The following is a 24,767-nucleotide window of genomic DNA, read 5'->3' as shown; positions in this document are numbered from 1 at the left end:
GCGCTACGCGTTCGCCGCGGGCGACCACGAGGCGATCGGCACCGAGCCCCGCACGCCACCGCGGCCTGGTCGGCGCATTGGTCAAGGCGCATGTCGACGATCAGCTGCAGTAGCGGCGCTGGTGGCGGCGGTGGAGAGGGGCCGCGGCCGACCGTCCACCCGCCGACGCTTTCCCACCCCGCGCATCGCTGGGCAGCACGGTTTCCGAGAGAAACTCAAGGATCGTTGAAGTAACCAGTACCCCGTAGGTACCTTCCTGGTCGACGGCGCTTTTGACAGCGTTTCAGGGAGGCCATTGACATGCGGATCGTGTTGTTCGGAGCCACTGGGATGATCGGCAGCCAGATCGCCGCCGAGGCGCGCAGACGGGGGCACGAGATCACCGGCGTCACCCGCGGCGGGAAGAACGGCACCCGGGCGGCGGACGCGAGCGACCCCGATACCGTCGCGCGCCTGGTGGCCGGCCACGACGCGGTGGTGCTGGCGGTGTCGCCGCCGCGCGGCGGCAGCGAGTCCACCGAGTCGCTCCTGGAGGTGGGCCGGGGCGTACTGGACGGCGTGCGCAAGGCCGGGGTGGGTCGCCTGGTCGTGGTCGGCGGCTCGGGCGCCGTCGAGGTGGCGCCAGGTGTACGGGCCGTCGACGCCACCGGGTTCCCCGAGGAGTTGCTGCCGCGCGCACTCGCCCAGATAGCACTGCTCGAACTCATCCGGGACAGTGCCGATGACCTGGAGTGGAGCTACCTCTCCCCGCCCATGGTGCTGGAGGCCGGTGTGCGCACCGGTACCTACCGGACAGGCGGTGACCAGTTTCTCGTCGACGACAAGGGTGACAGCCGGATCAGCATCGAGGACTACGCCGTCGCCCTTGTCGACGAGTTGGAGAAGAAGGCACATATCCACCACTTCGTCCACGTCGCATATTGATCGAAAAGAATAGGGGAGAGGTGGACAAGGAAAGCATCTTCGTACGCGTACGGTTCGATGTCCGAGAAGAACGGCACGAAGAATTCGAGAAGTTGGTGGTCGCGCTGCGCCAGCAGGCCGACGACGAGCCCGGCACCAGAAGCTACCGGTGGTTCTCGGCCGAGGACGGCAGCTATCTGGTGATCGAGGAATACGCCGACTCCGCGGCGGCCATGGCGCACATGGAGCGTGCGGCGGCACTGCTGGAACGGTTGACGGAATGCGCGGCAGTCGGGGCCGTGGAACTCCACGGGCCGATCGGGTCCGAGCTTCGGGAATGGGTGGGGTCGAATCCGCAGCCGACCACGTTCACGGACTTCCCCGGCCGCCAGAGCACCGAAGACTGAGACAAACGCATCAAAGAGGAGATAAGTAATGCTCAAATTGGTCGACAGTAATGATCATCGAGCCGTTCGCAACCTGAACAACATCGTGGACCTTCACGAAGTGATGATCAACCAACGGCGGCCCGCGGAAGCCGTGGCGCAGTTCCTGGACCCGGGTTACATCCAGCACGACCCGCTCCTCACCACTGGTGCGGAAGGCTTGTCGAGTTTCTTCGACAACGTCCTCAAGGACCGCCCGCACGCTCGTTGGGTGGGTCATCGCGTCATCGCGGTGGATGACTACGTGTGGATTCACTCGAATTTCCTCAACCTCTTCAACGACGATCCGGACGACACGGGGATCGCCGGCGCGGACATTTTCAAGATGAACGCCGACGGCAAGGCGATCGAGCACTGGGAGGTCCTGCAGATCGTAGGCACTCCGGAAAACTCGGCGCCCTGGTTTGCGCCGGACCTCCCGGCTGCCAACACGAACGGGCTCTTCTGAGTTCCAAGCGAGTTCAAGGTGAGTCCCAAGTGAATTCCCAGTGATTTCGAATTGAGTCAAAAAGCGGCCCGCCCTGCACGGTCATCGACCACAGCACCATGGTCTCGTGCAGGGCGGTCCGTATCTCGCGGTCGCGCTGCCACAGCGCGCGCGGCACGCCACGAATGGAGCTTCCATGGCCGCTTCGTCCGCCAACTGGATCGCCACCCACCGATCCGCCGTCATCAATCCCCATAAGGACTTCACACTCTTCGAACTTCGCGGATTCGCCGACCAGACCGTACGCCAGCCGCTGCGCATCGCCGGCGGAGGTGAGGCCCTGCGCATACGCCTCAGCAACCGTTACGGAAAGGAGCCGCTGGAGATCGCCGGCGCACACCTCGCCAGGCGCACCGAAGCAAGCGCCATCGTCCCGGCGAGCGACACCGTGCTGCGCTTCGCGGGCGCCGGCACCGTCACGATCGGCGTGGGAGACGAGGTCGTCAGTGACCCCGTCGAGCAGAAGGTGAGCGCGGGGGAAGAACTCGTCCTCAGCCTCTATCTCCCGCACGACACGGGCCTGACCACCTACTCGGCGGTCCCCTACGACATCGGGTACGCGGTCCCCGGCAACCAGCTCACCGCCCCGTCCTTCACGGCCGCCGAGGAGCTCACGACCGGGCACTTCCTCACCGGCGTCGACGTTCTCGCCCCGGAAGGCACCGCCATCGCCGTGGCCTTCGGGGACTCCTGGATCGAAGGCTTCGCCACCACGCCCGGAGCCGACAACAGCTTCCCCGCTCAGCTCGGCCGTCGTCTCCCCCGCGGCTGGATCGTCAACCAGGGCATCTCAGGCAACCGGCTCCTCACCGACGGCATCGGCGAACACCTCCTGGCCCGTCTCGACCACGATGTGCTCGACGTGCCCGGCGTCAGCCACGTCCTCATCCACATCGGCCTCAACGACCTGGGCGTGCCAGGCACCCAGTCCTTCCCCGAACCCCCGGTCCTGCCGGACCTCGACGACCTCGTCGCCGGGTACGCAACACTCGCCGACCGCCTCCACGCTGCCGGCCTCGTCGCCGTCGCAGCCACACTCGGCCCCTACGAGGGAACGGTGTACGACGGTGCCGACACCCCGGCCGGTCAGGCCCTGCGCCACCGGATCAACGACTGGCTGCTCGGCCCCGACCAGCCCTTCGACGCCGTCCTCGACATCGCCGCCGCGGTCGCCGACCCGGAGCGACCCCGGCGGATCCGCGAGGAGTACGACAGCGGTGACGGTCTCCACGTCAACGACGCCGGCGCGAAAGCCATCGCCGACGCCGTCGACCTGTCCATGCTGCGGCTCGGTGATTAGCCCACGAACTCGTCCGCGGAGCGGGCGTCGTGGGCCTTGCGCAAGGACAGGACCTCGTCCACGTGTTCGGCGGCCCACGTGTTGATCGGCTCCATGACGGGCCGCAGGGAGTGGCCCAGCGAGGTCAGTTCGTACTCCACGCGGGGCGGGACCTCGGCGAAGACCGTCCGGGTGACGAGGCCGTCGCGTTCCATCCCTCGCAGTGTGTGGGTGAGGACCTTGGGCGTCACGTGGTGAAGCAGTTCGCGCAGTTCGCTGAACCGCTTGGGGCCGTCGCCCAGGTTCAGCACGATCAGCACCGACCACTTGTCACCGATGCGGTCGAGCACCAGCCGGGGCGGGCAGCAGATGTCCGAGTTGTTGGCAGCAGCCTTCATATCCGAAGGGTACTTAAGGATCGTTGAAGTAGACAGTATCCCATGGATACCTTCTCGGTGACGGCGCGTGTGCGGCACTACCCCTTGCTCACCGCCGTGAGGATCTCCGGCAGTCGCCCGGCCGTGCGGGGTGCTGCCAGCCGCAGGCCCAGTTCCGCGAGCCCCGCCCCGTACGCCGTTCCCACCGGTAGCAGCAGCCACGTCCAGGAGTCGCCGTCCGCCGAGACGTGCAGCCAGATGGTGAGGCCGATGACCGGGAGGCAGAGGAGGGCGGCGGCGATCATGCCGCCGAAGACGGAGAGCCAGGCGAGGCCGGCCTGGCCGGGGGCGACGTTCTTGTAGCCCTCCTGGGGGATGGAGTAGGGGAAGCGGGCGGAGGTCCAGGCGCCGGTCGCCAGCATCGCGCCGAGGAGGGCGAAGGAGAGACCGAGGGCTTCGGGGAGGGCGGGCCAGTCGCCGAGGAGCGCGGTGGTCAGGACGGTGACGAACGTGGCGTACGGCAGGGTGATGACCAGCAACGCCAGGGCCCGGCCGCGCAGTTCGACGTACGCGTCCCGGGTGGACGAGATCGTCATCGCGACCATCCAGAACGCCGACGTGTCCTGTCCGAACTGGTTGTACATCAGGACTCCGAGCATCCCCGCCGCGAAGCAGGCGAAGTAGATCGAGCCGGTGCCCTGCACGGCGTTGAAGACGGGCACGATCAGGCCGATGGCGAGCGAGGTCACCCACGCCGCCTTCGTCTTCGGGTCCCGCCCGATGTAGCGCAGACTGCGTTCCATGATCGTGCCGGTGCGGCCGGCGGGGAGCAGTCGGCTCAGGCCGGTGGACCGCGTCCGGGTCCGCGCCCGGCCCGTCTCGACGGCCTGGAGCGTCGAGCCGTCCGGGGAGGTCATCAGCCGGGTGAGCGTCCGTGCCCACAGACGCAGCAGTACGGTCAACGCGAGGGCCGACAGGGCCAGTTGGGCGGCCCCGACCCCGTAGGAGCCCTCGCTCGTCGCCCGCACCGCACCGATCGCGGAGGACGGCGGGATCCAGCTCAACACATCCGCCACCGGCTCCAGTTGGCCGAGTCCGGCCGTGCCGAGGCGCTGAACCACGAAGTTGACGACCTGGAGGCCGATCGCGATCACGAGGCCGCTGAGGACGGCGAGGTCGCGGCCCCGACGGCTGGTCAGGAGGCGGATGTTGGCGGCGGCCACGGCTCGGGCGAGCGCGACGCAGCAGAGCAGCGCGAGGGGGACGGCGAACACGGCGGTGACGTACGCGGCCGGGCCGTGCGCCACCGCGACGACCGATCCGAGGAGCACGCACAGGGTGAACAGCGGGCCGATGCCCACGAGCGAGGCCGCGAGCAGTGCCCGTGCGAGCGGGCGCGGGCGCAGCGGCAGCATCACCAGCCGGGTCGGGTCCAGCGTCTCGTCGCCGCTGGGGAAGAACAGCGGCAGCACCGCCCACCCGAGCGCCAGCAGGGCCACCAGCGGCACGGTCACGGCCGCCGCGTGCTCGTCGCCGCGCAACGCGATCAGCCCGATCAGCTGGAGCGCCGCGAACAGCAGCACGAGGACGACGGAGAAGACATACGCGGCCCGCCGCCCGGCCGACTGCCGCAGTCCGTTGCGCAGCAGCGACAGCTTCAGCCGTACGACGACGGAGGTCACCGACGCGGCACCCGTCGAACCCGTCGAGCCCGTCGTGCCCGCTGAGCCCGTCGTGCCCGCTGAGCCCGCTGAGCCCGTCGTGTTCATCGGCCGCCCGCCCCGCCGCCGAGCCAGTCCAGATCCGAGCCGGTGTCCCGGTCGCCCGCGCCCACCAGCTCCAGGAACGCCCTCTGCAGCGAGGGTGCGTCCCCCCGTACGTCGGCGAGGGGGCCGTGGGCGCGGATGCGGCCGGCGACCATGACGGCCACCCAGTCGCAGAGGGACTCCACCAGCTCCATCACGTGGGAGGAGAAGACGACGGTGGCGCCGGAGGCGGTGTACCGCTCCAGGACGCCCCGGATGGTCTGCGCGGAGACGGGGTCCACGCCCTCGAACGGCTCGTCCAGGAAGAGGACTTCGGGGTTGTGGAGGAGCGCCGCGGCGAGGCCGATCTTCTTGCGCATGCCCGTCGAGTAGTCGACGACGAGCTTGTGCTGGGCGCCCGCGAGATCGAGGACGTCCAGCAGCTGGGTGGCCCGCTTGTCGACCTCGGCGCCGGGCAGTCCACGCAACCGGCCGGTGTAGGCGAGGAGTTCACGCCCGGTGAGGCGTTCGAAGAGCCGCAGCCCCTCCGGCAGGACGCCGATGCGGGCCTTCACCTCGACCGGGTCCCGCCACACGTCGTGCCCGACGACCTCCACCGAGCCCTGGTCGGGGCGGAGCAGTCCGGTGACCATCGACAGGGTGGTGGTCTTCCCGGCCCCGTTCGGCCCGACCAGCCCGATGAACCGCCCGGCGGGCAGTTCCAGATCGATCCCGGCGACGGCGGCCTGGGCCCCGAACCGCTTCCAGAGCCCCTGGACACGAACAGCTGCAGCACCACTCACACCGGCCGCCCTTTCGGGTAGACAGCGCCCCAGGTCTCTGTCTTCAGGGGCGCGGGGAACCGCGCGAACAACCACGACTCACCCGTAGCCGCGAAACCGATCCGCAGTCCCCACCCGGAGTGTTACCGACGCCCGTCCCTGCCGCACGCATAGGCGAGCGGCGAGATCAGTTCCTCGGCATCCGGCAGCCACCGGTTCGCCGGCGTGGGCCGCCGAGCCCACTGCACGGCCCCCCGCGACCCGTACCGCGTCGGCGGAGCCGCGACGTACTCGCCCTCACCCAACGCCTTGAGGTCCAGCACGAGCGGCGACCAGCCCAGCTTCCGTACGAGGTCGGGGACCTTGACGGAGGCGCCGGGCAGCACGAAGAAGTGCATCCGGCGATCCGGCGTCCAGGTCACCGGGCCGAGGGTCAGCTCCATGCGTTCCATACGGGCCAGCGCCAGCAGGCCGGCGGTCTCGGGCACGTCGATCGTGTCGAACGTACGGCCGGTCGGCAGCAGGATCGACGCGGTGGACTGCTTCGACCACAGACGGCGCGCGACGGTCGCACTGCCTGTCGCCTGGGTCGCCCAGTCCTCGCGCGCCGGGTGCGCGCCGGGGGTGGCGCACGCCGTGTTGCCGCAGGAGCACTGCTGCATCCCGTCGACGGCTTCCAGCCAGGTACCGGGGAACACGTCCCAGTGGCGTTCTTCGGTGTATCGAACGGCGGTGTCCAGCAGCGATTCACCACGCTGCTTCGGGATTTGGGCAGCTTCAGGGCCCGCGATGGTCTCTTCCACGATGAACACAACTCTAGCGGTCATCAGGGGTTACGGAAGTCACATGCGCGGGGGAGAGCATCGTCAACGGGGCCGGGGCGCATGGGTGCATGGCCGGGGGCGCGCGGGAGGGATCACGGAGTGAGCCGGGTAGCCACGTGTGGGGTACAGCATCCGTGTTTACCCCGGCAATCCTGGTATGTCTCGCATCTTCGGTATGTCGGCGGGGCATTGATCTTCGAGGCCGGATCTTTTCGATATGTGGGTACGCGTTTTCGGTACGCGTGTTCGGTGTGTGGGTGCCGTGCGCATCGGCGGCGCGGGACCACGTGTGCGAAGAGAGCGGGCCGCTGAAGACACGTCAACTCGGTGCGTGGGCACGGCACCACAGCCACAGGGGGTACGCCATGGCCGCAAGGCCGCTCGTCGCCAGGCAGCCGAACGAACGACTGCAGGCGCTCATCCAGGAAGCGGGCTGCTCCAACGCGGGGCTGGCCCGTCGGGTCAACATGTGCGGCGCGGAGCACGGTCTCGATCTCCGCTACGACAAGACGTCCGTCGCGCGCTGGCTGCGCGGACAGCAGCCACGGGGCCGGGCGCCCGCGATCATCGCCGAGGCCCTCGGCCGCAAGCTGGGCCGTACGGTCACGATCGACGAGATCGGCATGGCCAACGGCAAGAACCTCGCGTCCGGCGTCGGCCTCCAGTTCTCGCCGACGGTACTGGGAGCCATCGAGCAGGTCTGCGAGCTGTGGCGCAGCGACGTGGGGCGGCGGGACTTCCTCTCCGGGTCGTCCGTCGCCGCCTCCGCGCTCGTCGAGCCCAGCCGCGACTGGCTGATCTCCGCCCCGGACTCCCAGGTGGCCCGCTCGGCGGGACCCCGGGTGGGGCTCGCCGACGTGGCGGCCGTGCGCGCGATGACGCAGGCGCTCGTCGACCTCGACCACCAGTACGGCAGCGGGCATGTACGGCCGGTCGTCGTGCACTACCTCAACAGTGTCGTCTCGGGGCTGCTGGCCGGCTCCTACCGGGAGGCCGTGGGGCGGGAGTTGTTCGCCGCGGTCGCCCGGCTGACCGAGCTCGCCGGGTACATGGCCGTCGACACCGGGCAGCCCGGGCTCGCCCAGCGGTACTACATCCAGGCGCTCCGCCTCGCCCAGGCCGCGGGCGACCGCGCCTACGGCGGATACGTCCTCGCCGCGTCCATGAGCCATCTCGCCGCGCAGCTCGGAAACCCGCGGGAGATCGCGCAGTTGGCGCGCGCCGCGCAGGAAGGGGCGCGGGGGCGGTCCACGCCGCGGGCGGAGTCGATGTTCCACGCGGCGGAGGCGCGGGGGCACGCGCTGATGGGAGACGCGCGCGCCGCGCAGGCGGCGGCGGGGCGGGCCGTGGAGGCGCTGGAGGCGGCGGACCCCTTGTCCGGGGACGACCCGGCGTGGATCAAGCACTTCGACGAGGCCTATCTGGCCGACGAGTTGGCGCACTGCCACCGGGATCTCGGGCAGGCGGAGGCGGCGGCCCGACGGGCCGAGGAGTCGTTGGCCAAGCATCCGGAGTCGCGGGCCCGGCGGCGGGCGATCGGGTATGTGCTCCTCGCCACGGCGCAGGTGCAGCAACGAGAGGTGGAACAGGCCTGCCATACGGGGCTGAAGGCCGTGGAACTGCTCGGGTCGCTCCGGTCGAATCGGGGGGCCGAGTACCTGGAGGACTTCCAGCAGCGGTTGGAGCCGTTCAGGGAGGAGGCGGTGGTCAGGGAGTTCGGGGCGCGGATGGATCTTCAGGCCGCGTAGCGCTCACGCGGCGGAGCCGCAGGACGAGGCAGCACCGCGCCCCCCCGGGGAGGGGCCTGGCCCCTTACTCGGGGTGCGGGTGGTGCGTGGGCGGTCACCGGGACCCGGTAGCGTGAGTCGACGATTCCGCAAGTCCCCCATTCGTAGGAGTCTCGGTGACGCAGAGTGGACAGGGCGAGGAGCCCTCGGCGCGGACCGCGCGCGAAGGCATCGTGCTGCCCTCGGACGGTGGGGCGCCGCTCCATCCGAGCGATCTGCCGCCGGCCCCGCTGCCGCCGGCCCCGGTCCAGCCGTGGGACCAGCAGCGGCAGTGGAGCTCCGAGGGGGGCGCGGCGCCCGCCCAGCCGCCGTCCGACCCCTGGAACAGCGCGCAGCCCGCGCCGGAGTGGGGTGGCCAGGGGGCGCAGGACGCGTACGGCGCCCAGGGCGGATACGACGTCCAGGGGGGCCAGACGGAGTACGGCGTCCAGGGGGGCCGGACCGAGTACGGCGCTCAGGGCGGGTACGGCACCCAGGGCGGGATGCCGTTGCCGCCCGAGGGCGCGCAGGGGCCGTCGTACGGCAGCGAGGGGTACGGCGGGGCGGGATCGGGCGCGCCGCTGCCGCCGGCCGCGGGTGAGGTGGCCCTGCCGGCCGCCGCGCCGCCCCAGCCGCCGCAGAGTGCGCCGCTGCCCCCCGTGGACGAGGGGGCCACCCAGTACATCCCTTACGTACCGTCGGCCGGGGCCGCGCCGGTGGACGAAGGGGCGACGCAGTACATACCGCCGGTCGTCGCGGAGGCGCCGGTCGGGGAGGCCGCCACGCAGTTCCTTCCCCCGGTCGGGCCGGGCGCGCTGCCGCCGGAGGCGTCGGCCGAGGCGACGACGTATCTGGGGCGGGTGCCGGACCACGGCGCGGGGCCCCTGCCGCCCACCGCGCACCCCGCACGGCCGACGCACGCGGCGCCCGCCGGGAACCCGGACGCGGAGCCCACGCAGTACATACCGCCGGTACCCGCGCAGCCCCAGCCGTACGGCGCGCCGGGGCCGCGGCAGGCGCGGCAGCAGCCGGACGTGTTCGACAGTCTCTTCCGCGACGAGCCGGGGGCCGGGGGCGCCGCCGGGGCCACGCAGCAGCTGCCGAAGATCGACCACGCCCATCCCGCGCCGCCGCAGAGCCCTGGTGCGCCCGGCGGCCTCGGCGGCCATGGTGGCCACGGCGGCCTCGGCGGCCATGGTGGCCACGGCGGGCATGGCGGCCATGGTGGGCGGGCCTCCGCGAGACGGGAGAGCGGGGGCGGAGGGGGTGGCCGTACGAGATCGCGGGTGCCGCTCATCGCGCTCGTCGGCGTGGGGATCGCCGTGCTCGGGATCGGGGCGGGTGCCCTGATGGCCGGGTCGGGGGACAAGGGGACGCAGAGCGACAACAAGCCCGTGTCGGCGAGCGGGGCGCCCGAGGAGTCGGCGTCGTCGTCGGCTGACCCGGCGAAGGAGCAGGCGGTCGCGCTGGACAAGCTGCTCGCGGACAGCGGCAACAGCCGGAACAGCGTGATCAAGGCGGTCGCCAACATCAGGAGCTGCACCAATCTGGGCCAGGCCGCCACGGACCTGCGGGACGCGGCGAAGCAGCGCAACGACCTGGTCACCCGGCTCGGCGAGCTGTCCGTCGACAAGCTGCCGAACCACCAGGCCCTGACCACCTCGCTCACCAAGGCCTGGCAGGCCTCCGCCTCCGCCGACAACCACTACGCCGCGTGGGCCGACCAGGCCGCCGGGAAGAAGGGCTGCAAGAAGGGCCAGGCCCGCGCCACCGGCCAGACCCAGGCCGGCAACGAGGCCAGCGCCACCGCCAGCGCCGAGAAGGCCAAGGCCGCCGAACTCTGGAACACGATCGCCACCACCTACGCCCTGACCGAACGGCAGGCGGTCCAGCTGTAGCGGTCCGCGACCGGACGCTCGCGACCGGACGCTCGCGACCGGTCGATCGCCGCCGGACGCTCGCGACCGGTCGATCGCGGCCGGTCGATCGCGGCCGGGCCCGCGCCGACGAGATCGGGCCCGAAGAGGCGAGGATGACCAGGGGGCCACCACCCGGCTCGGATGCGCTCCCGGTCGCGCCCGGTCCCTTCCGGCCGCTCAGCTGTCCGCTTCCACCAGCGTCTTCTCGACATTCACGAACCCCCGTCGCGCCGCGACCAGTTGGCCCTTGCGGACGACCTGGAAGGTGACTTCGGGGTTGATCAGGCGGGGGAAGCCGGCGGAGGCGATGAGGTCTTCGAAGCGCCAGCTGAGGGGTGGGGTCAGGCCGCCCGTGGTGACCTTCAGGCCGTCGTCGAGGACTCGGCGGATCGCCTGGGAGGTCACCTCGCCGTCGCCGAGCGCCTCGATGGCGGCCGTCAGGACGGTGTACGCGATCCACGTGGTCTGCACACCCGGGTCCGCCGGGTCGATCCGGTTGTCGTCGAAGGCGTGCTCCTGGATCACCTTCTTCATCCGGTCCCACCGCTTGTCGGTCTCCACCGGGTACCAGCCGGTGACGTACGCCCCCTCGTACGGTCCCGACCTGCCACCGGTCGCGTCGAGCACCGTCTGGTCGACGCTGCCGAGGACGGTCCCGGTGCGGACGCCCGGATAGTCGCCGCGGTCCCGGCGGAAGGAGTCCATGAAGGTGAAGGTGCGGTCGCCCAGCGCGGGGACGACGCATCCCTTCGCGGCCGGGTCGGTGCCGGCCCGCCGCAGCGCCTCCCGGGCGTGCCCCCCGTACTCGGTCGCGTCCTCGGCGGCCAGCTGGTCCTCGGACTTGTCGTGCCCCCCGGACCGCAGCCCCGAGTCCAGCAGCAGCGGCAGCTGGTCGCCCGCTATCGAGTCGGGGCGTACGAGGGCGACCGGGCCGCAGGCCTTGGCGAGCTGTTCGCCGAGGCCTGCCATGAGGGAGGCCTGCCCGCCGTTGACCGGGTAGGACAGGGCGCTGGCGAACTCGTCGTCGGTGACGCCGTAGCCGCCGATGTACGGGATGCCCGCCGACTCCAGCGGGGCGAGGAAGGAACGGCCGTGCTGGCTGTACGACCCGACGACCGCGACGACGTTCTCGTCGGCGGCGCGGCGGGCGCACTTCGCGGCCGTCACGGTCTGGTTGCGGTCGTTGCAGGTGAGGATCTTCAGCTCGTGGCCGTTGATGCCGCCGTTGGCGTTGACCCAGCGGGCGTACGCCTTGGCCATGGCGGGCATGCCGGGCTTGTTCGTCGCGGCCGTCTTCTCCGGGGCCCAGGTCATGACGGTGACGGAGCCGTCCCCGGAACCCCCCGTGGTCCCGGGGATGGCCCCGCACCCCGCGACGAGTGACGCACACGCCGCCAGCGTGGTGGCCCTGACCAGGCGTTTGGCGAGCCCTTGGAGTCGGTCTGCGGAAAGGGGGGTCCGTCGTGCCCGGAAGCCAGTCATGGCTCCGCACGATTCCGCCACATCACCAACCCGGGCGTGACGGGCGGTCAACGCAAGGTGACCGGGAGGTGAATTGCGAAGAGCTACGATCGTATTTTCGCGTGGTTTCAGAGAGGAACGCACGATCCATGACCGTCCAAGGTCCGGAGACCCCTTCCCGTCGCGGGCGTCGCTCATCCACCATGGGCGGCATGCCACTGAACGACATGCCGTGGTGGCGCTGGCGCAGCAATGTGCGCTCCGCGCTGCACATGCTCTCCGACCCCGCGTTCCAGCAGAACGTCTGGCTGGCCGGTGTCGACGGGTACGGGGACGTCACCGACGCCGTGTACCGCCTGGTCGAGGACACCTGGCTGGACAACTGGTCCGCCGAGAAGTACGTGGGCACGATCTTCCGCGACGCCCAGGAGGCGGCCCTCGTCGACAGCGCCGTGCTGCGCGTGCTGCGGATCATGCACCAGGTCGGCCCGGACGCGCCCGTCTCCGCGTACCTCGACCACGACGCCTGGCCCGAGGCCGTCCGCGCCGCCCGCGAGGCTCACGTACGCCTCTCGGTGAGCGACGGGGAGGACCCGGACACACCGCCGCGCACCCTCGAGGTGCTGCGGATCATGACCAGGGCGGCGTAGGCGGGGGTCCGGCGGGCGGGTGTGCGGATGTGGCGGGTGGATGCGGGGGTCCGGTCTTCGGGACGATTGCCGACATGGGTACGCCATATGGGACCCTGTCGGGCATGAACGAGCAGTCCACCCGAGCCGCGGCGCCCGCCGACCAGTACGTCCTCACCCTCGCCTGCCCGGACAAGCAGGGCATCGTGCACGCCGTGTCGAGCTACCTGTTCATGACCGGCTGCAACATCGAGGACAGCCAGCAGTTCGGCGACCACGACACGGGTCTGTTCTTCATGCGCGTCCACTTCTCGGCGGAGGCGCCGGTGAGCGTGGAGAAGCTGCGGGCCAGCTTCGCGGCGATCGGTGACTCCTTCCAGATGGACTGGCAGATCAACCGGGCCGACGAGAAGATGCGCATCGTCCTGATGGTCAGCAAGTTCGGCCACTGCCTGAACGACCTGCTCTTCCGGGCGAGCATCGGGGCGCTGCCGGTGGAGATCGCGGCCGTGGTCTCCAACCACACCGACTTCGCCGAGCTGGTGGGGTCGTACGACATCCCCTTCCACCACATCCCGGTGACCAAGGAGACCAAGGCCGAGGCCGAGGCGCGGGTGCTGGAGATCGTGCGCGAGGAGAACGTCGAGCTGGTCGTTCTGGCCCGCTACATGCAGGTCCTCTCCGACGACCTCTGCAAGCAGCTCAACGGCCGCATCATCAACATCCACCACTCCTTCCTGCCGAGCTTCAAGGGCGCGAAGCCGTACCACCAGGCCCACGCGCGCGGTGTGAAGCTGATCGGGGCGACGGCGCACTATGTCACTGCCGACCTCGACGAGGGGCCGATCATCGAGCAGGAGGTCGAGCGGGTGGGGCACGGGGTGACGCCCGAGGGGCTCGTCGCGGTCGGGCGGGACGTGGAGTGCCAGGCGCTGGCGCGGGCCGTGAAGTGGCATGCGGAGCGGCGGATCCTGATGAACGGGCGCCGGACGGTCGTCTTCGCGTAGGGCTTCACGTAGGGGCTTCGCCGGGCTGGGGCGCCTGATGGCTCGGGGGCGTCTGCCGTAGGGCGGCTGCGGGTGGGTCGTGGCTGGTCGCGCAGTTCCCCGCGCCCCTTACGGGGCCCGGCGGCCCCGAGCGCGGGCCCGGCGCGGCCCACGCTTCGGGGCCGCTACATCCGGCTCAGCGCCGCCGCCGCGAACAGGACGTCCCTGATCGCCTCGCGGTCGCCGCCCTGGCCCGCCGCCGCTTCCTCGGGAGGGACGTGCCCGGCGGCGAGGCGGCAGAATTCGACGCCGTCGAGGGCCACGTGGGCCACCTCGTGGTCGGCGGAGCCGCGGGCCGCGGGGGAGTCGAGGGGGATGAGCCACTCCCCGCCGCCGGAGCCCTCGATCTCCAGACGGAGGCTGCGGCCGGGGGCGCCGGCCGGTACGAGGTGGCGGCCGGGCGGAGGCGGGGACGCGAGGCCGGTCCGGCGGCGCTCGGCCAGGGACACGGGCAGCATGCGGGCCGCCAGGTCGATCATGCCGTGCAGATGGCGGCCGGAGGGCGGCTCGTACGGGTAGTCCACGGCCTCCGCGATGTCCTCCGCGTGGATCCAGCACTCGAACGCCCGGTCCAGCATCGCGTCCCGGAGAGGGAGCGCGAAGCCGCCGTACGAGACCGCCAGGCGACCGGGCTTGTCGGAGTCGTCCGAGCCGCCGCCCGTGAACGACACCGTGCGGACGATGTCGTGGCTCTGCTGCCGCCAGGGGGCGCGCAGGGCGCGGGTGGGCGGGAAGTGGGACGCCTTCCAGTACGCCTCGGTGCGGGCCTCCGGCGTACCGTCGACGGGTGCGTCGTGGCCACCCTCCAGCAGGCCGAGCGGGTCGTCCAGACCGAGTGCGGACGCGACGAGCCCGTCGACGGTGAGCAGGTGGGCGATGACCCCGGCGACGGTCGTACGACGGCTCGCCGGCCCCTCCCCCTCGAACCAGCGCAGCCGTACGGGGGCGTGCCAGTCGGCGGCGCCGATGTCCTGCAGCAACGCGTCCAGCCGGGCCGTCTCCGCGTCGTACGGGGCGGCCCAGCGGGGGACGGGGATGCGCGGTGGGCGGCGGCCCAGACAGACATCCAGCACCTGGGTGCGCAGGGCCGGGTCCAGGTCGAGGCTCTCCGGCGGATGCAGCAGCCCCACGGCCTCCCGCAACCGCCGCGCCTCGTCCGCGCACGGCCCGCACACCCCGAGATGCTCCTCGACAGCCAACGCCTCCTCCGCCGAACACGCCGCCAACGCCCAGGCCCCGAGCAGCGCCTTGAGCACCTGGTGCTCCAGGACGAGGGGAGAGGCCGGGACGGGCGCGGCGGCCGGGACAGGCGATACGGGCGGTACGGGCGGCACAGGCGGTACGGCCGACTCGGGCTCCCAAGGCTCTCGAGGCTCCGAAGGCTCGGAGGGCACGGCAGGCTCGGCGGGATCGGAGGACACGGCGGGATCGGAGGACACGGAGGGCTCCGAGGGCACGGCGGGCTCCGAGGGCACGGCGGATTCCGAAGGCACGGCGCGTTCCGAGGCCTCCGGGCGCACCGCAGGCGCCGGTGGCGGTGGCGGTGTCGCTTCGGGTGCCGGGTCCGGCAACGGCAGCCCGGTGTCCTCCACGGAGGTGCGCGGCAGCGGTATGCGCGGCGGCCCGACCGGTTCGTCGTGGCCGCCGCGCCGGGGCCCCTCGGGCCCGGACGGTCCACCGCGGCCGTTACCACGGCCGCCAGGCGTCGCCGCGTGGCCGTCGCCGCCCACGGCGCCATCGCGCCCGGGCGAGTCCCCCGAGCCCGGCCCGTCGGACCGGCGGGGCTCGTGCGGCCCGTCGGAATCGCCGGGCTCGTGCACAGCGTCCCCGCCCGACGACCCGTCCTCCGAGGTCCCCTCGCTGCCGCCGGACCGGTCCAGGTCCCGTCCGGCCTCCTCGTGGGGCCCTTGCGCACCGTCCCCGCCCGACGGCTTCCTGGCCGACGGCACCCGGCCGACGGCCGGTCGGGTGGAGGGGTGGTCGGGCTGCTCGTGGGGCTGCTCGTGAGGCTGCCGGCCCTCCGGCTCGTCGTCGTACGACCCGGACGGGGCCGGTTCGCCGGTCATGCCGTGGCCCCGGGTTCGGGCGGGGCGCCGGAGAGGCGGGTGTCGTGGGCGGTGGAGAGGAGCTGGAGGCCGAGGCGGAGGCGACGGCGGGCCTCGTCCTCGGTGACGCCGAGGTCGGTGGCGGTCTGGCGGTAGTCGCGGCGCTGGAAGTACGCCAGCTCCAGGGCGGCCCGCAGCGGGGTCGGCATCGCCTGCACTATGTAGTCGGCGCGGGCCGCGACCGACGCGTGGTGGACCTTGCGCTCCAGATCCTCGGTGGTGCCCTCGCCGCCCCGGGCGAGCGCGGCGGCCTCGGTGACGCGCAGTCGCTGCACGGCGAGGCGATGGGTCAGCGCCGCCACCCAGGAACGCAGGGGGCCCTGCTTGGGGTCGTACGCCTCGGGGTTCTCCCAGAGCTGGAGGAACACCTCGCGGGTGATGCCGTCGGCGCCCCGCTCGTCCCCGAGGACGCGGTGGGCCAGCCCGTGCACGAGGGACGCGAACCGGTCGTACAGCTCACCGAGCGCGGCCGCCTCGCCGCGCGCCAGCCGCTGCTGCATCCTGCGGTCCCAGCGGGGCGGTGCGTCCTTCGTCGCCATACGGCCCCCTCACCCTGCTCGTACCTGCGCCGTTCCTGATGACCACCGAGCCGCGGACCCCGTGTCGGCCCGGTGTCGGCCCGGACCGATTCCGGCCCGATTCCAGCCTGTGTGCACTGCCGTCCCGAATGTAGTCGGCACCGCTGACCGCGCACGCCCCTTTATGGCAATGTGCGCCCCTCGCGAGGGCGGAGGTGGTATGTGCCTCCTGTGCAAGCCGTTTCCACGCCGCCCACGTGGGTGTCTGCCCGCCTTTCGCGTGTCTGTGCGATCCCGCCTGGCACCTGATCTGCGCGAATCCGACCCCTCGGGACCGTATCGGATCCATTCGCGATCAATAGTCGATCACATGTGACCGTACTGGAGGGAAATCGCACCGAAAAGGCCCCGGAAATGGCTCGCTTACCACGCGCCTCCGGCGGGCCACGGGTGTTTCATGGAGCGACGGCGGGGCAGCCGCGCAAGCAGGAAGCGGTGCAGTGGCTTCCGGTTCGGCGACTGAGAGGCATCGCGGTGGCGTTCGAAGTGACCGACGGCGGGCAAGGCGAGTGGGCCGTGCTGCACGTGTCCGGAGAGATGGACCTGGTCACGTCGCCCGTGCTCCGCCAGCGGGTGCACGACGCGGTGGCCGACGGTCGCCGAAGTCTCGTCCTCGACCTCTCCGGCGTCGTCTTCTGCGACTCCAGCGGCGTGGGGGTCATGATCGCCACCCGCCGCCTGATGCGTTCCTGCCAGGGACGGCTCCGGCTGATCCTCCCCGCCGACGGCCACGCGGGCGGCGGCCCGGCCGAGGGCGCGCACGTCAGCCGCGTCCTCGCCGCCCTCGGCGTCCGCCGCCTCTTCGACGTCCATCCGGACGTCCGCTCGGCGGTCGCACCGGAGTCCGAGGACGAGGCCGACCAGCTGTCGGCCTGACCGCCCGCACCCTACGCACCCTCCACCAGGTGAGCAGTACGTATGCGTGAGTTCGCCCACCCGTCGGTGTCCCGGCTGCCACACAGTTGTCCCAGGATTCCCGCAGTCTTGGTACAAGCGCCGCTTTCCCGCTCCGCCAGGGCCCCTGACGTCGTACGCTCCGTCCGAGAAGCACCCCACTGACGTAAGGCGGGCCCGAGGAGACATGGTCAGCAGCGAGTACGAGCGCAGGATCGCCGCCCGGTTCGCCACCTTCGACCAGGACGGCAACGGCTGGATCGACCGCGAGGACTTCAGCGCGGCGAGCAAGGCGGTTCTCAACGAGTTCGGCACCACCGCCCGTTCCGACAAGGGCCAGGCCCTGTACGGCGGCGCCGAGGCCTTCTGGCAGGGTATGGCCGGAATCGCGGACCGGGACGGCGACCAGCGCATCACCCGGGACGAGTTCGTGAACGGCGCGGTCAAGCGACTGCGCGACAACCCCGACCGTTTCGCCGAGATCGCCCGCCCCTTCCTGCACGCGGCCCTCGCCGTCGCGGACGCCGACGGGGACGGAAGGGCCACGGTCGAGGAGACCGCCCGGATCCTCAAGGCCCTCGGCGCCCCCGAGGAGGTCGCCGCGGCGGCCGCCGCCACCCTCGACACCGACTCCGACGGCAAGGTGGACGAGGTGGAGGTCGTGACCGCGTTCGCCCGCTTCTTCACCGTGCCCGAGTAGCGACCCGCGTGACCACGGGCCGGTGCGTGGCCCAGTGGCTCTCACTGGCTCTCAGTGGGCCAGTGGGCCAGTGGGCCAGTGGGTCAATCGGTCAGTGGGTCAGTGGGGCAGTGGGTCATGAATAGCGCTCGCGCAGCTTGTACTTGAGGACCTTCCGCAGGGTCTCGTTGCGCGGAAGGGCGTCCACCACCTCCACCTGCTCCGGCAGCTTGTGGACGGACAGCCCTTCCGCGCGCAGCCAGTCGGTGACGTCCCGCAGGGTCAGGGTGCCGGCACCCGGCGGCTGTTCGACCACCGCGCACACCCGCTCCCCCCGCTCCGCGTCCGGCAGCCCGATCACCGCCGCGTCCTGGACGGCCGGATGCCGGTGCAGCAGGTCCTCTATCTCCTTCGCCGAGATGTTCTCGCCCTTGCGGATGATGACGTCCTTCAGGCGGCCGGTCAGCACCAGGTGACCGCTGTCGGTGACGTGCCCGAGATCGCCCGTGACGAAGAACCCGTCCGCGTCGAAGGCCGCCGCCGACTGCGCCGGATCCAGATACCCCCGGCAGACGGCCTCCCCGCGCAACCGCACCTCCCCGTCCTCCGCGATCCGTATCTCCATCCCCGCCGGCGGACGCCCCTCCGTCGTCGCCAGGTTCTCCGCCGAGTCGTCCGGCGCCCCCATCGTGATCATCGGGACCTCGGTCATGCCGTATCCGTGGGTGAGTTGCACGCCCATCTCCCGTACGACGTTGTGGTAGACCTCGGGCGGCTTCGGCGCCCCGCCGCCCGCGAGCAGGCGCAGGGAGGGAACGACCGGTACACCCGGCTGTTTGCGCTGCTCGGCCAGGAACATGGAGTAGAACGCCGTCGACCCGCCCGCCACCGTCACCCCGTGCTTGCGGTAGCCCTCCAGCGCGGCCGGCAGCGCGAAGTGCTCGAACAGCACCGCCGGGAAGCCGTACAGCAGGAGCATCACCATGTAGTCGGGGCCGCCTATGTGGGCGTACGGGAAGGCGATCGAGCCGACGTCGTCCGGAGTGAGCCGCAGCGCGTGGGCGAGGCAGGAGCCGCCCGCGATCAGTGAACGGTCCGTGTGGAGGACGCCCTTGGGGTCGGAGGTGGTGCCCGAGGTCCAGTAGATCCAGCGGACGGAGGTGCCGTCGGCCGGCGGGGCGGGGAGCGTCGTGGGGTCGCCGTCCGGAAGGCCGTCGTACGCCTCGAAGACACCCCGCGCCTCCAGCCGCCGTGCCATCTCCGTGTGGTCGAAACCCCGCCACTCGCCCGGCACCGCGAAGAACTCCGCCCGGGACTCCCGGAGCGCGAAGCCGACCTCGCGGTCGCGGTAGAAGGGGATGACCGGGGACTGGACGGCGCCGAGGCGGGCCAGGCCGAAGGAGAGCAGGGCCGTCTCGATACGGGTGGGCAGCTGCCAGGCGACGACCGTGCCGGGGCGTACGCCCATGTCGTACAGCCCGGCCGCCACCCGCTCGGCGCGGGCGCGCAGTTCGCCGAAGCTCAGCGTGCGGTCGTCCTGGAGGAGGACGGGCCGGTCGGGGGTGAGGTCGGCGCGGCGGGCGAGGAGTTCCCAGAGGGTGCGGGACTCGCTGAGTGCGTGGGCGGTCTGGTTCACGGCGGCGGCCCCCTGCCGGAGAAAGCTGACGGCTTGTCAGATCGTGGCCAGAGCGTAGGCCGGGGCGCCTTGTCGGTCCAGGGGTGTGCCACTAACCTGCTCACCAAGGATCTGACGGTCCATCAGATAACTGAGGCAACGGAGTGGGGAACCCATGACCGAACTGCCCCGCATCATCAGCGTCGACGACCATGTGATCGAGCCCGCGCACCTCTTCGACACCTGGCTGCCGGAGAAGTACCGCGACCGTGGCCCGAAGCCCCTCACGGCCGGGATCGGTGAGCTCGCGTACGTCGCGGGGAAGTACCAGATCACGATGGACCCGGACGGGCCGCCGACGGACTGGTGGATCTACGAGGACCTGAAGTTCCCGTACAAGCGGAACATCGCGGCCGTCGGGTTCGACCGGGACGAGATGACGCTGGAGGGGATCACCCGGGAGGAGATGCGGCGCGGCTGCTGGGACCCGAAGGCGCGGCTGGCGGACATGGACCTCAACCACGTCGAGGGCTCGCTCTGCTTCCCGACCTTCCCCCGCTTCTGCGGACAGACCTTCGCCGAGGCGCACGACAAGGAAGTGGCCCTGGCCTGCGTGCGCGCGTACAACGACTGGATGGTCGAGGAGTGGTGCGGCGACAGCGGCGGCCGGCTGATCCCGCTCTGCCTGATCCCCCTCTGGGACGTGGGACTGGCGGTCGAGGAGATCAGGCGCAACGCCGCCCGGGGCGTCCGGGCCGTCACCTTCTCCGAGATCCCCACCTACCTCGGACTGCCCTCCATCCACTCCGGCTACTGGGACCCCTTCTTCGCGGTCTGCCAGGAGACCGGGACGGTCGTCAACATGCACATCGGGTCCAGCTCCCAGATGCCCGCCGCCTCCCCCGACGCGCCCCCCGCCGTGCAGGCCTCGCTCTCCTTCAACAACGCGATGGCCTCGATGATGGACTTCCTCTTCAGCGGGGTCCTGGTGAAGTTCCCGACCCTCAAACTCGCTTACAGCGAAGGGCAGATGGGCTGGATCCCGTACGCCCTGGAGCGCGCCGACGACGTGTGGGAGGAGCATCGCGCCTGGGGCGGCGTGCGCGACCTGATCCCCGAGCCGCCGTCGACGTACTACTACCGGCAGATGTTCTGCTGCTTCTTCCGCGACAAGCACGGGGTCGCTTCGCTGGATGTCGTGGGGCGTGACAACGCGACCTTCGAGACCGACTACCCCCACGTCGACTCGACCTTCCCGCACACCAAGGAGGTCGCCCTCGACCATGTGAAGGGCCTCGACGACGAGACCGTCTACAAGCTGATGCGCGGTAACGCGATCCGCATGCTCGACCTGGACTTCGACAAGTAGCCGGGCCGGGGGCGCGGTCATGGATCTCTCGTACACCCCGGCGGAGGAGGAGTTCCGGGCGCGGCTGCGGGAGTGGCTGGCGAAGGTCCTCCCCTCGCTGCCGCCGAAGCCGTCGCCCGACGACTGGCCCGGGCGGCGCGCGTACGACCTCGGCTGGCAGCGGATGCTGTACGACGCCGGGTACGCCGACGTCCACTGGGACGCCTCGCCGACCACGCGGCTGATCTTCCTGGAGGAGACCGAGAAGGCGGGCGCCCCGTATGTGGGCGCCAACTTCGTGGGACTGCTGCACGCCGGGCCCACGATCGCCGCCGAGGGGAGCGCCGGACAGCGGGCACGCTGGCTGCCGCCGATCCTGCGCGGCGAGGAAATCTGGTGCCAGGGCTTCAGCGAGCCGGAGGCCGGATCCGACCTCGCGTCCCTGCGTACGCGCGCGCGGAGGGACGGCGACGCGTACGTGGTGACCGGCTCCAAGATCTGGACCTCGCACGCCGAAGTCGCCGACTGGTGCGAGCTGTTGGTGCGGACGGATGCTCAGGCGCCGAAGCACCGGGGCATCTCCTGGCTGGCGATGCCCATGGACGCGCCCGGCGTGACCGTACGGCCCCTGCGCACACTCGCCGGCTCCACCGAGTTCGCCGAGGTCTTCCTCGACGAGGTACGGGTGCCGGTCGCCAACCGGGTGGGCGAGGAGAACGACGGGTGGCGCGTGACCATGGTGACGCTGTCGTTCGAGCGCGGAACCGCGTTCGTGGGTGAAGTGGTCGCCTGTCGGCGGGTGTTGGGGGAGATCGCGAGGGAGGCGCGGGCGAACGGGCGCTGGGACGACTCGGGTGTCCGGCGGCGGCTCGGGCGGTTGAACGCGGAGTTCCGGGCGCTGTGGCGGCTCACGCAGTGGAACGTGAGCGAGGGGGAGGCGTCGGGAGGGGTGCCGGGGGTGGGGGGTTCGGTATTCAAGCTGAGGTATTCGCGGGCGCGGCAGGAGTTGTACGACGTGGCGGCGGAGGTGCTGGGGGCGGACGCGCTCGATCTGGAGCGCGGATGGGTGCTTGACCGGCTCAGTTCGTTGTCGTACACGATCGCTGCGGGGACGTCGGAGATTCAGCGGAACATCGTGGGGGAGCGGATTCTGGGGCTGCCCAAGGGGTGACTGGGGGTTTGGGGGCGCCCAAGGGGGTGGGGGTGTTGTGGTGTGCGGGTGCGGGTGCGGGTGCGGGTGCGGGTGCGGGTGCGGGTGCGGGTGCGGGTGCGGGTGCGGATGCGTTGGGGTTGGGGTTGCTTGCGCAGTGCCCCGCGCGCCTGACAAACACGGGCGCACTGTTGTGCTCGGGGTCGATGAGGGGCTGTTGGCTTATGCGATTTCAACTCACTGCGGATCAGCGGGCGTTGCGCGACGGCGTGCGGGACGTGGTGGCGCGGATCTTCGGGCGGGAGGCGTTGTGGAACGCCGTCGACCGGGGCGGTGGCCTGGACAGGGGGTGGTGGCGGGAGCTGGGGGCGGCGGGGTTCTTCTCGCTTCGGCTGTCCGAGGCCGAGGGCGGGGTCGGACTCGGGGTGCCGGAGGCGGTGTTGGTGTTCGAGGAAGCGGGGCGGGCGCTGCTGCCCGGGCCGCTGGTGGCCACGCATCTCGCGGCGGGAGTGGTGCCGGGGGCGGCGACCGGGGAGGTCGTCGTGACCGCCGTCGGGGGTGGGGGGCTGGTGGAGTGGCTGGAGGAGGCGGATGTGGTGGTGGGGGAGGTGCGAGGGGCGGTGGCGTTGCGGTCCGTGGATCCGTTGACGCCGCTGCACCGGGTGCCGGGGGCCGATCCCTCCGCCGGCCTCGATGACCTCTTCGTGCTGCTCACCGCCGCCGAGCAGTTGGGTACGGCGGTCCGGGCCTGTGAGGCCGCGGTGCAACACGCCCGGACGCGGGAGCAGTTCGGGCGGCCGGTCGGGGCGTTCCAGGCGGTCAAGCATCTGTGTGCCGAACTGCTGGTGCGGGTGGAGGTGGCGCGGGCGGCGGTGTACGCGGCGGCCGTGACCGTCGATCCGGTGGACATCGCGGCGGCTCGGCTGCTGGCCGACGAGGCGGCGGTGCGCGGGGCGCGCGACTGTCTGCAGGTGCACGGCGGCATGGGGTTCACCTGGGAGGCCGACGTACACCTGTGTCTGAAGCGGGCGTGGGTACGGGCGGAACGTGGCGGATCGATCACGGAGAGTGAGGACTTGTTGGCACGGGAACTGCTGATCGAGGCGGGTTGACCGCGCTGACCAGGGCGGAAGCGGAAATGCGTGGCACCGTCCCGGTCGAATGTCGCGGAACGTGGCATACCGGAATTACCGAGCGTTGATACCGTGTTGTGTCCTAGGCGTGACTTGTCACGGCCTGGAGTCGGAGTCCTACTCCGGTACCTTCTGGTGGATGCGAGTGGTTCCGAGGTCGAGCCGAGCCGGTGTTGCCCCTGTGGCGGCCCCGGATCCGGCGGTGCCCGGCGCTCGTGAAGTGGGCCGGAGTCTCTTCGTCCCGGTCTGTTCGACTCCCCACGATGAGCGTCGCACAGTATGCCGTATGCGTACTCCTTCGCGCTGGAATATGCCCGAAGCGCTTGTTGGGGTGACTGTACGTCAACCATGCTGTCCTGTAAGGGGATCACGTTCCGTGATCCCGGTGCCGACGGTATCGATGGCGGTGGCGTCGGCCAGGCAGCAGATGACCACGATCGTGGCCCCCGAGGGGCGTGCGGCGATGTGTCCGCCGGTTCGGATGGTGTGAGCGGTGCAGGTGCTTCAAGTGCAGCTGGAGATCCGGCCCGACCCCGCAGAGGTGGGTCGCGCACGGAGATGGGCCCGTTCACGGCTCGCCGGGTCCGGGATAGGGGACGACGAGCCACTCGCCGAGACGCTGATCCTCCTCGTCTCCGAGCTGGTCACCAACGCGGTCGTGCACACCGGCCGTCCGGCGGTGCTGCGGCTGCTGCTGTCCGGCCTCCGTGACGGCTCGACCGGCAAGGTCCGTCTCGAGGTCGCCGACGCCAGCGCGTGCCCGCCGGCGCCGCGGTGTGCCGACGGCGACGAGACGGGCGGGCGGGGCCTCGCGCTCGTCGAGGTCCTCGCGGACCGCTGGGGCTGGTCCTACGAGGGCATCGGCAAGCGCATCTGGTGCGAGCTGGACCGGGTGGTCCCCGGGGTGGCCGGGGCGGTGGGGGTCTCGGGGGCGTCGGGTGGTGCGCAGGGCGCGGGTGGTGGCGCTGTCGCGCCGGCGGTCTATCCGGCGTGCAGTGCGGTGACGGGGGTCGCGGCGGTAGCCCGGGAGAGCCTGGCGTACGAGGTGGTCTAGGCAGGGAGTTCCTGGTGGGCCGGAGGTGCGGTGGGCCAGGTGTGGTTCCGCTGCTCGGCGGTTGCGAGGTGCCGCCGCGCCCACCCGTGCCGCCCTGGCGGCACGATTGCCCGCAGGGGGCGGCGGCCGGGCGTCCCCCTTCAGGGGCGCGGGGAACCGCGCGATCAGCCACGTATGGCCTGCAGTCGCACGATGGCCCGTACCCCCGTACCCCCGTACCCCCGTACCCCCGAGCCGCTGGGCGTGCGCGGGTGAACGGTATGCGCGCCGCACGCGCCTGCGCGCGAGCGCACGGCGTTGGAGGGTCCCCCGGTGGTAGCCGAATCGTGCGCCGGGACGTGCTTCCGTACGCACCGTCGCGACGCCGGTTTTGTGTGGCTGATCCCCGAACGGGTGTTGACGTGACGTGTCCGTTTGATCACGCTTGTGGTCAGCGATTCGCCGCGAGGGGACGGCGAGGGTCTCGGTGACGGAGGCCCTCGACGAGCGTGGGTCGCGTTTCGGCGTCGGCTCCCCACGGGGTCAAGGGGGCAGGGCGGGTACGCCG

The 24,767-nt window shown here is 71.3% G+C and carries 22 protein-coding genes; 14 read left to right on the top strand and 8 right to left on the bottom strand.

Going from position 1 to position 24,767, the window contains the following annotated elements:
• Positions 1 to 300: 300 nt before the first annotated feature.
• From OG202_RS22195 to OG202_RS22180, 4 genes are all read left to right on the top strand, one after another.
• Positions 301 to 924 carry an NAD(P)-dependent oxidoreductase gene (locus tag OG202_RS22195; protein ID WP_328223404.1) on the top strand — a complete coding sequence of 208 codons (624 nt, stop codon included), beginning with the start codon at positions 301 to 303 and terminating at the stop codon, positions 922 to 924.
• A 20-nt stretch (positions 925 to 944) separates the two neighbouring features.
• Positions 945 to 1,310 carry a putative quinol monooxygenase gene (locus OG202_RS22190; protein ID WP_327729097.1) on the top strand — a complete coding sequence of 122 codons (366 nt, stop codon included), beginning with the start codon at positions 945 to 947 and terminating at the stop codon, positions 1,308 to 1,310.
• A gap of 28 nt (positions 1,311 to 1,338) precedes the next feature.
• Positions 1,339 to 1,797, top strand: a complete 459-nt coding sequence (locus OG202_RS22185) for a nuclear transport factor 2 family protein (protein ID WP_326581972.1) — start codon at positions 1,339 to 1,341, stop codon at positions 1,795 to 1,797.
• Positions 1,798 to 1,972: 175 nt separating this feature from the next.
• Positions 1,973 to 3,136 (top strand): GDSL-type esterase/lipase family protein, encoded by a 1,164-nt coding sequence (locus tag OG202_RS22180; RefSeq protein WP_327729099.1) that lies wholly within the window; start codon positions 1,973 to 1,975, stop codon positions 3,134 to 3,136.
• Here the strand turns inward: OG202_RS22180 and OG202_RS22175 are convergent.
• From OG202_RS22175 to OG202_RS22160, 4 genes are all read right to left on the bottom strand, one after another.
• Positions 3,133 to 3,513 (bottom strand): winged helix-turn-helix transcriptional regulator, encoded by a 381-nt coding sequence (locus OG202_RS22175; protein WP_326581974.1) that lies wholly within the window; start codon positions 3,511 to 3,513, stop codon positions 3,133 to 3,135. The two genes, OG202_RS22180 and OG202_RS22175, sit on opposite strands and share 4 nt — an antisense overlap.
• Positions 3,514 to 3,590: 77 nt before the next feature.
• A complete protein-coding gene (locus tag OG202_RS22170; protein ID WP_328223402.1) occupies positions 3,591 to 5,261 on the bottom strand; it encodes a transporter in 1,671 nt (556 codons plus the stop codon).
• Entirely contained in the window at positions 5,258 to 6,073 is an 816-nt protein-coding gene (locus tag OG202_RS22165; RefSeq protein WP_405896056.1) for an ABC transporter ATP-binding protein, read from the bottom strand. The genes OG202_RS22170 and OG202_RS22165 overlap by 4 nt, the downstream gene beginning before the upstream one ends.
• 89 nt (positions 6,074 to 6,162) lie before the next feature.
• Positions 6,163 to 6,846, bottom strand: coding sequence for a bifunctional DNA primase/polymerase (locus tag OG202_RS22160; RefSeq protein ID WP_327729102.1), 684 nt, complete (start codon positions 6,844 to 6,846; stop codon positions 6,163 to 6,165).
• 362 nt (positions 6,847 to 7,208) lie between these two features.
• On the opposite strand from OG202_RS22160, the gene OG202_RS22155 reads away from it, so the two are divergent.
• Entirely contained in the window at positions 7,209 to 8,591 is a 1,383-nt protein-coding gene (locus OG202_RS22155) for a transcriptional regulator (RefSeq protein ID WP_326581977.1), read from the top strand.
• A 155-nt stretch (positions 8,592 to 8,746) separates the two neighbouring features.
• The gene (locus OG202_RS22150; RefSeq protein WP_328223401.1) at positions 8,747 to 10,507 is read left to right on the top strand and encodes a hypothetical protein; all 1,761 of its coding nucleotides are present in this window, start codon (positions 8,747 to 8,749) and stop codon (positions 10,505 to 10,507) included.
• A 198-nt stretch (positions 10,508 to 10,705) separates the two neighbouring features.
• Here the strand turns inward: OG202_RS22150 and OG202_RS22145 are convergent, their stop codons facing one another.
• Positions 10,706 to 12,010, bottom strand: coding sequence for an ABC transporter substrate-binding protein (locus tag OG202_RS22145; RefSeq protein ID WP_326581979.1), 1,305 nt, complete (start codon positions 12,008 to 12,010; stop codon positions 10,706 to 10,708).
• Positions 12,011 to 12,138: 128 nt separating this feature from the next.
• Here OG202_RS22145 and OG202_RS22140 point away from each other — a divergent pair, with 128 nt between their 5' ends.
• Together OG202_RS22140 and purU are read left to right on the top strand one after the other, a co-directional pair.
• Positions 12,139 to 12,639 (top strand): SCO4402 family protein, encoded by a 501-nt coding sequence (locus OG202_RS22140; protein ID WP_326581980.1) that lies wholly within the window; start codon positions 12,139 to 12,141, stop codon positions 12,637 to 12,639.
• Between the two features lie 104 nt (positions 12,640 to 12,743).
• Complete coding sequence (gene purU, locus OG202_RS22135; protein ID WP_326581981.1) at positions 12,744 to 13,625, top strand: formyltetrahydrofolate deformylase; 882 nt, start codon at positions 12,744 to 12,746, stop codon at positions 13,623 to 13,625.
• A gap of 164 nt (positions 13,626 to 13,789) precedes the next feature.
• On the opposite strand, the gene OG202_RS22130 is transcribed toward purU, so the two are convergent.
• Positions 13,790 to 15,058, bottom strand: coding sequence for a zf-HC2 domain-containing protein (locus OG202_RS22130; RefSeq protein WP_443052353.1), 1,269 nt, complete (start codon positions 15,056 to 15,058; stop codon positions 13,790 to 13,792).
• Positions 15,059 to 15,726: 668 nt separating this feature from the next.
• Positions 15,727 to 16,308, bottom strand: coding sequence for a sigma-70 family RNA polymerase sigma factor (locus OG202_RS22125; protein ID WP_326581982.1), 582 nt, complete (start codon positions 16,306 to 16,308; stop codon positions 15,727 to 15,729).
• Positions 16,309 to 16,815: 507 nt separating this feature from the next.
• On the opposite strand from OG202_RS22125, the gene OG202_RS22120 reads away from it, so the two are divergent.
• Together OG202_RS22120 and OG202_RS22115 are read left to right on the top strand one after the other, a co-directional pair.
• Positions 16,816 to 17,223, top strand: coding sequence for an STAS domain-containing protein (locus tag OG202_RS22120; protein ID WP_326585766.1), 408 nt, complete (start codon positions 16,816 to 16,818; stop codon positions 17,221 to 17,223).
• Between the two features lie 205 nt (positions 17,224 to 17,428).
• Complete coding sequence (locus OG202_RS22115; RefSeq protein ID WP_326581983.1) at positions 17,429 to 17,941, top strand: EF-hand domain-containing protein; 513 nt, start codon at positions 17,429 to 17,431, stop codon at positions 17,939 to 17,941.
• A gap of 115 nt (positions 17,942 to 18,056) precedes the next feature.
• On the opposite strand, the gene OG202_RS22110 is transcribed toward OG202_RS22115, so the two are convergent.
• Positions 18,057 to 19,556: a class I adenylate-forming enzyme family protein gene (locus OG202_RS22110; protein ID WP_326581984.1), complete on the bottom strand. Its 1,500-nt coding sequence runs from the start codon at positions 19,554 to 19,556 to the stop codon at positions 18,057 to 18,059.
• A gap of 154 nt (positions 19,557 to 19,710) precedes the next feature.
• Here OG202_RS22110 and OG202_RS22105 point away from each other — a divergent pair, with 154 nt between their 5' ends.
• The 4 genes from OG202_RS22105 to OG202_RS22090 all read left to right on the top strand — a co-directional run bounded on the left by OG202_RS22105 (position 19,711) and on the right by OG202_RS22090 (position 24,220).
• Positions 19,711 to 20,904 (top strand): amidohydrolase family protein, encoded by a 1,194-nt coding sequence (locus tag OG202_RS22105; RefSeq protein WP_326581985.1) that lies wholly within the window; start codon positions 19,711 to 19,713, stop codon positions 20,902 to 20,904.
• A gap of 19 nt (positions 20,905 to 20,923) precedes the next feature.
• Positions 20,924 to 22,054, top strand: coding sequence for an acyl-CoA dehydrogenase family protein (locus OG202_RS22100; protein ID WP_326581986.1), 1,131 nt, complete (start codon positions 20,924 to 20,926; stop codon positions 22,052 to 22,054).
• A 203-nt stretch (positions 22,055 to 22,257) separates the two neighbouring features.
• The gene (locus tag OG202_RS22095; RefSeq protein ID WP_328223400.1) at positions 22,258 to 23,145 is read left to right on the top strand and encodes an acyl-CoA dehydrogenase family protein; all 888 of its coding nucleotides are present in this window, start codon (positions 22,258 to 22,260) and stop codon (positions 23,143 to 23,145) included.
• Between the two features lie 529 nt (positions 23,146 to 23,674).
• Positions 23,675 to 24,220, top strand: coding sequence for an ATP-binding protein (locus tag OG202_RS22090; RefSeq protein WP_328224707.1), 546 nt, complete (start codon positions 23,675 to 23,677; stop codon positions 24,218 to 24,220).
• Positions 24,221 to 24,767 lie beyond the last annotated feature (547 nt).

Origin of the sequence: Streptomyces sp. NBC_00310 (assembly GCF_036208085.1) — a bacterium.
Lineage (GTDB): Bacteria > Actinomycetota > Actinomycetes > Streptomycetales > Streptomycetaceae > Streptomyces.
Note: the sequence above shows the minus strand (reverse complement) of the source record. Positions and strands in the feature narration are given on the sequence as shown.

Excerpts from the sequence above, each read along its gene's own strand:
- OG202_RS22195 (WP_328223404.1), top strand. The coding sequence starts at position 301 with ATGCGGATCGTGTTGTTCGGAGCCACTGGGATGATCGGCAGCCAGATC.
- OG202_RS22185 (WP_326581972.1), top strand. The coding sequence starts at position 1,339 with ATGCTCAAATTGGTCGACAGTAATGATCATCGAGCCGTTCGCAACCTG.
- OG202_RS22180 (WP_327729099.1), top strand. The coding sequence starts at position 1,973 with ATGGCCGCTTCGTCCGCCAACTGGATCGCCACCCACCGATCCGCCGTC.
- OG202_RS22175 (WP_326581974.1), bottom strand. The coding sequence starts at position 3,513 with ATGAAGGCTGCTGCCAACAACTCGGACATCTGCTGCCCGCCCCGGCTG.
- OG202_RS22170 (WP_328223402.1), bottom strand. The coding sequence starts at position 5,261 with ATGAACACGACGGGCTCAGCGGGCTCAGCGGGCACGACGGGCTCAGCG.
- OG202_RS22160 (WP_327729102.1), bottom strand. The coding sequence starts at position 6,846 with ATGACCGCTAGAGTTGTGTTCATCGTGGAAGAGACCATCGCGGGCCCT.
- OG202_RS22155 (WP_326581977.1), top strand. The coding sequence starts at position 7,209 with ATGGCCGCAAGGCCGCTCGTCGCCAGGCAGCCGAACGAACGACTGCAG.
- OG202_RS22145 (WP_326581979.1), bottom strand. The coding sequence starts at position 12,010 with ATGACTGGCTTCCGGGCACGACGGACCCCCCTTTCCGCAGACCGACTC.
- OG202_RS22140 (WP_326581980.1), top strand. The coding sequence starts at position 12,139 with ATGACCGTCCAAGGTCCGGAGACCCCTTCCCGTCGCGGGCGTCGCTCA.
- purU (WP_326581981.1), top strand. The coding sequence starts at position 12,744 with ATGAACGAGCAGTCCACCCGAGCCGCGGCGCCCGCCGACCAGTACGTC.
- OG202_RS22125 (WP_326581982.1), bottom strand. The coding sequence starts at position 16,308 with ATGGCGACGAAGGACGCACCGCCCCGCTGGGACCGCAGGATGCAGCAG.
- OG202_RS22115 (WP_326581983.1), top strand. The coding sequence starts at position 17,429 with ATGGTCAGCAGCGAGTACGAGCGCAGGATCGCCGCCCGGTTCGCCACC.
- OG202_RS22105 (WP_326581985.1), top strand. The coding sequence starts at position 19,711 with ATGACCGAACTGCCCCGCATCATCAGCGTCGACGACCATGTGATCGAG.
- OG202_RS22100 (WP_326581986.1), top strand. The coding sequence starts at position 20,924 with ATGGATCTCTCGTACACCCCGGCGGAGGAGGAGTTCCGGGCGCGGCTG.
- OG202_RS22095 (WP_328223400.1), top strand. The coding sequence starts at position 22,258 with ATGCGATTTCAACTCACTGCGGATCAGCGGGCGTTGCGCGACGGCGTG.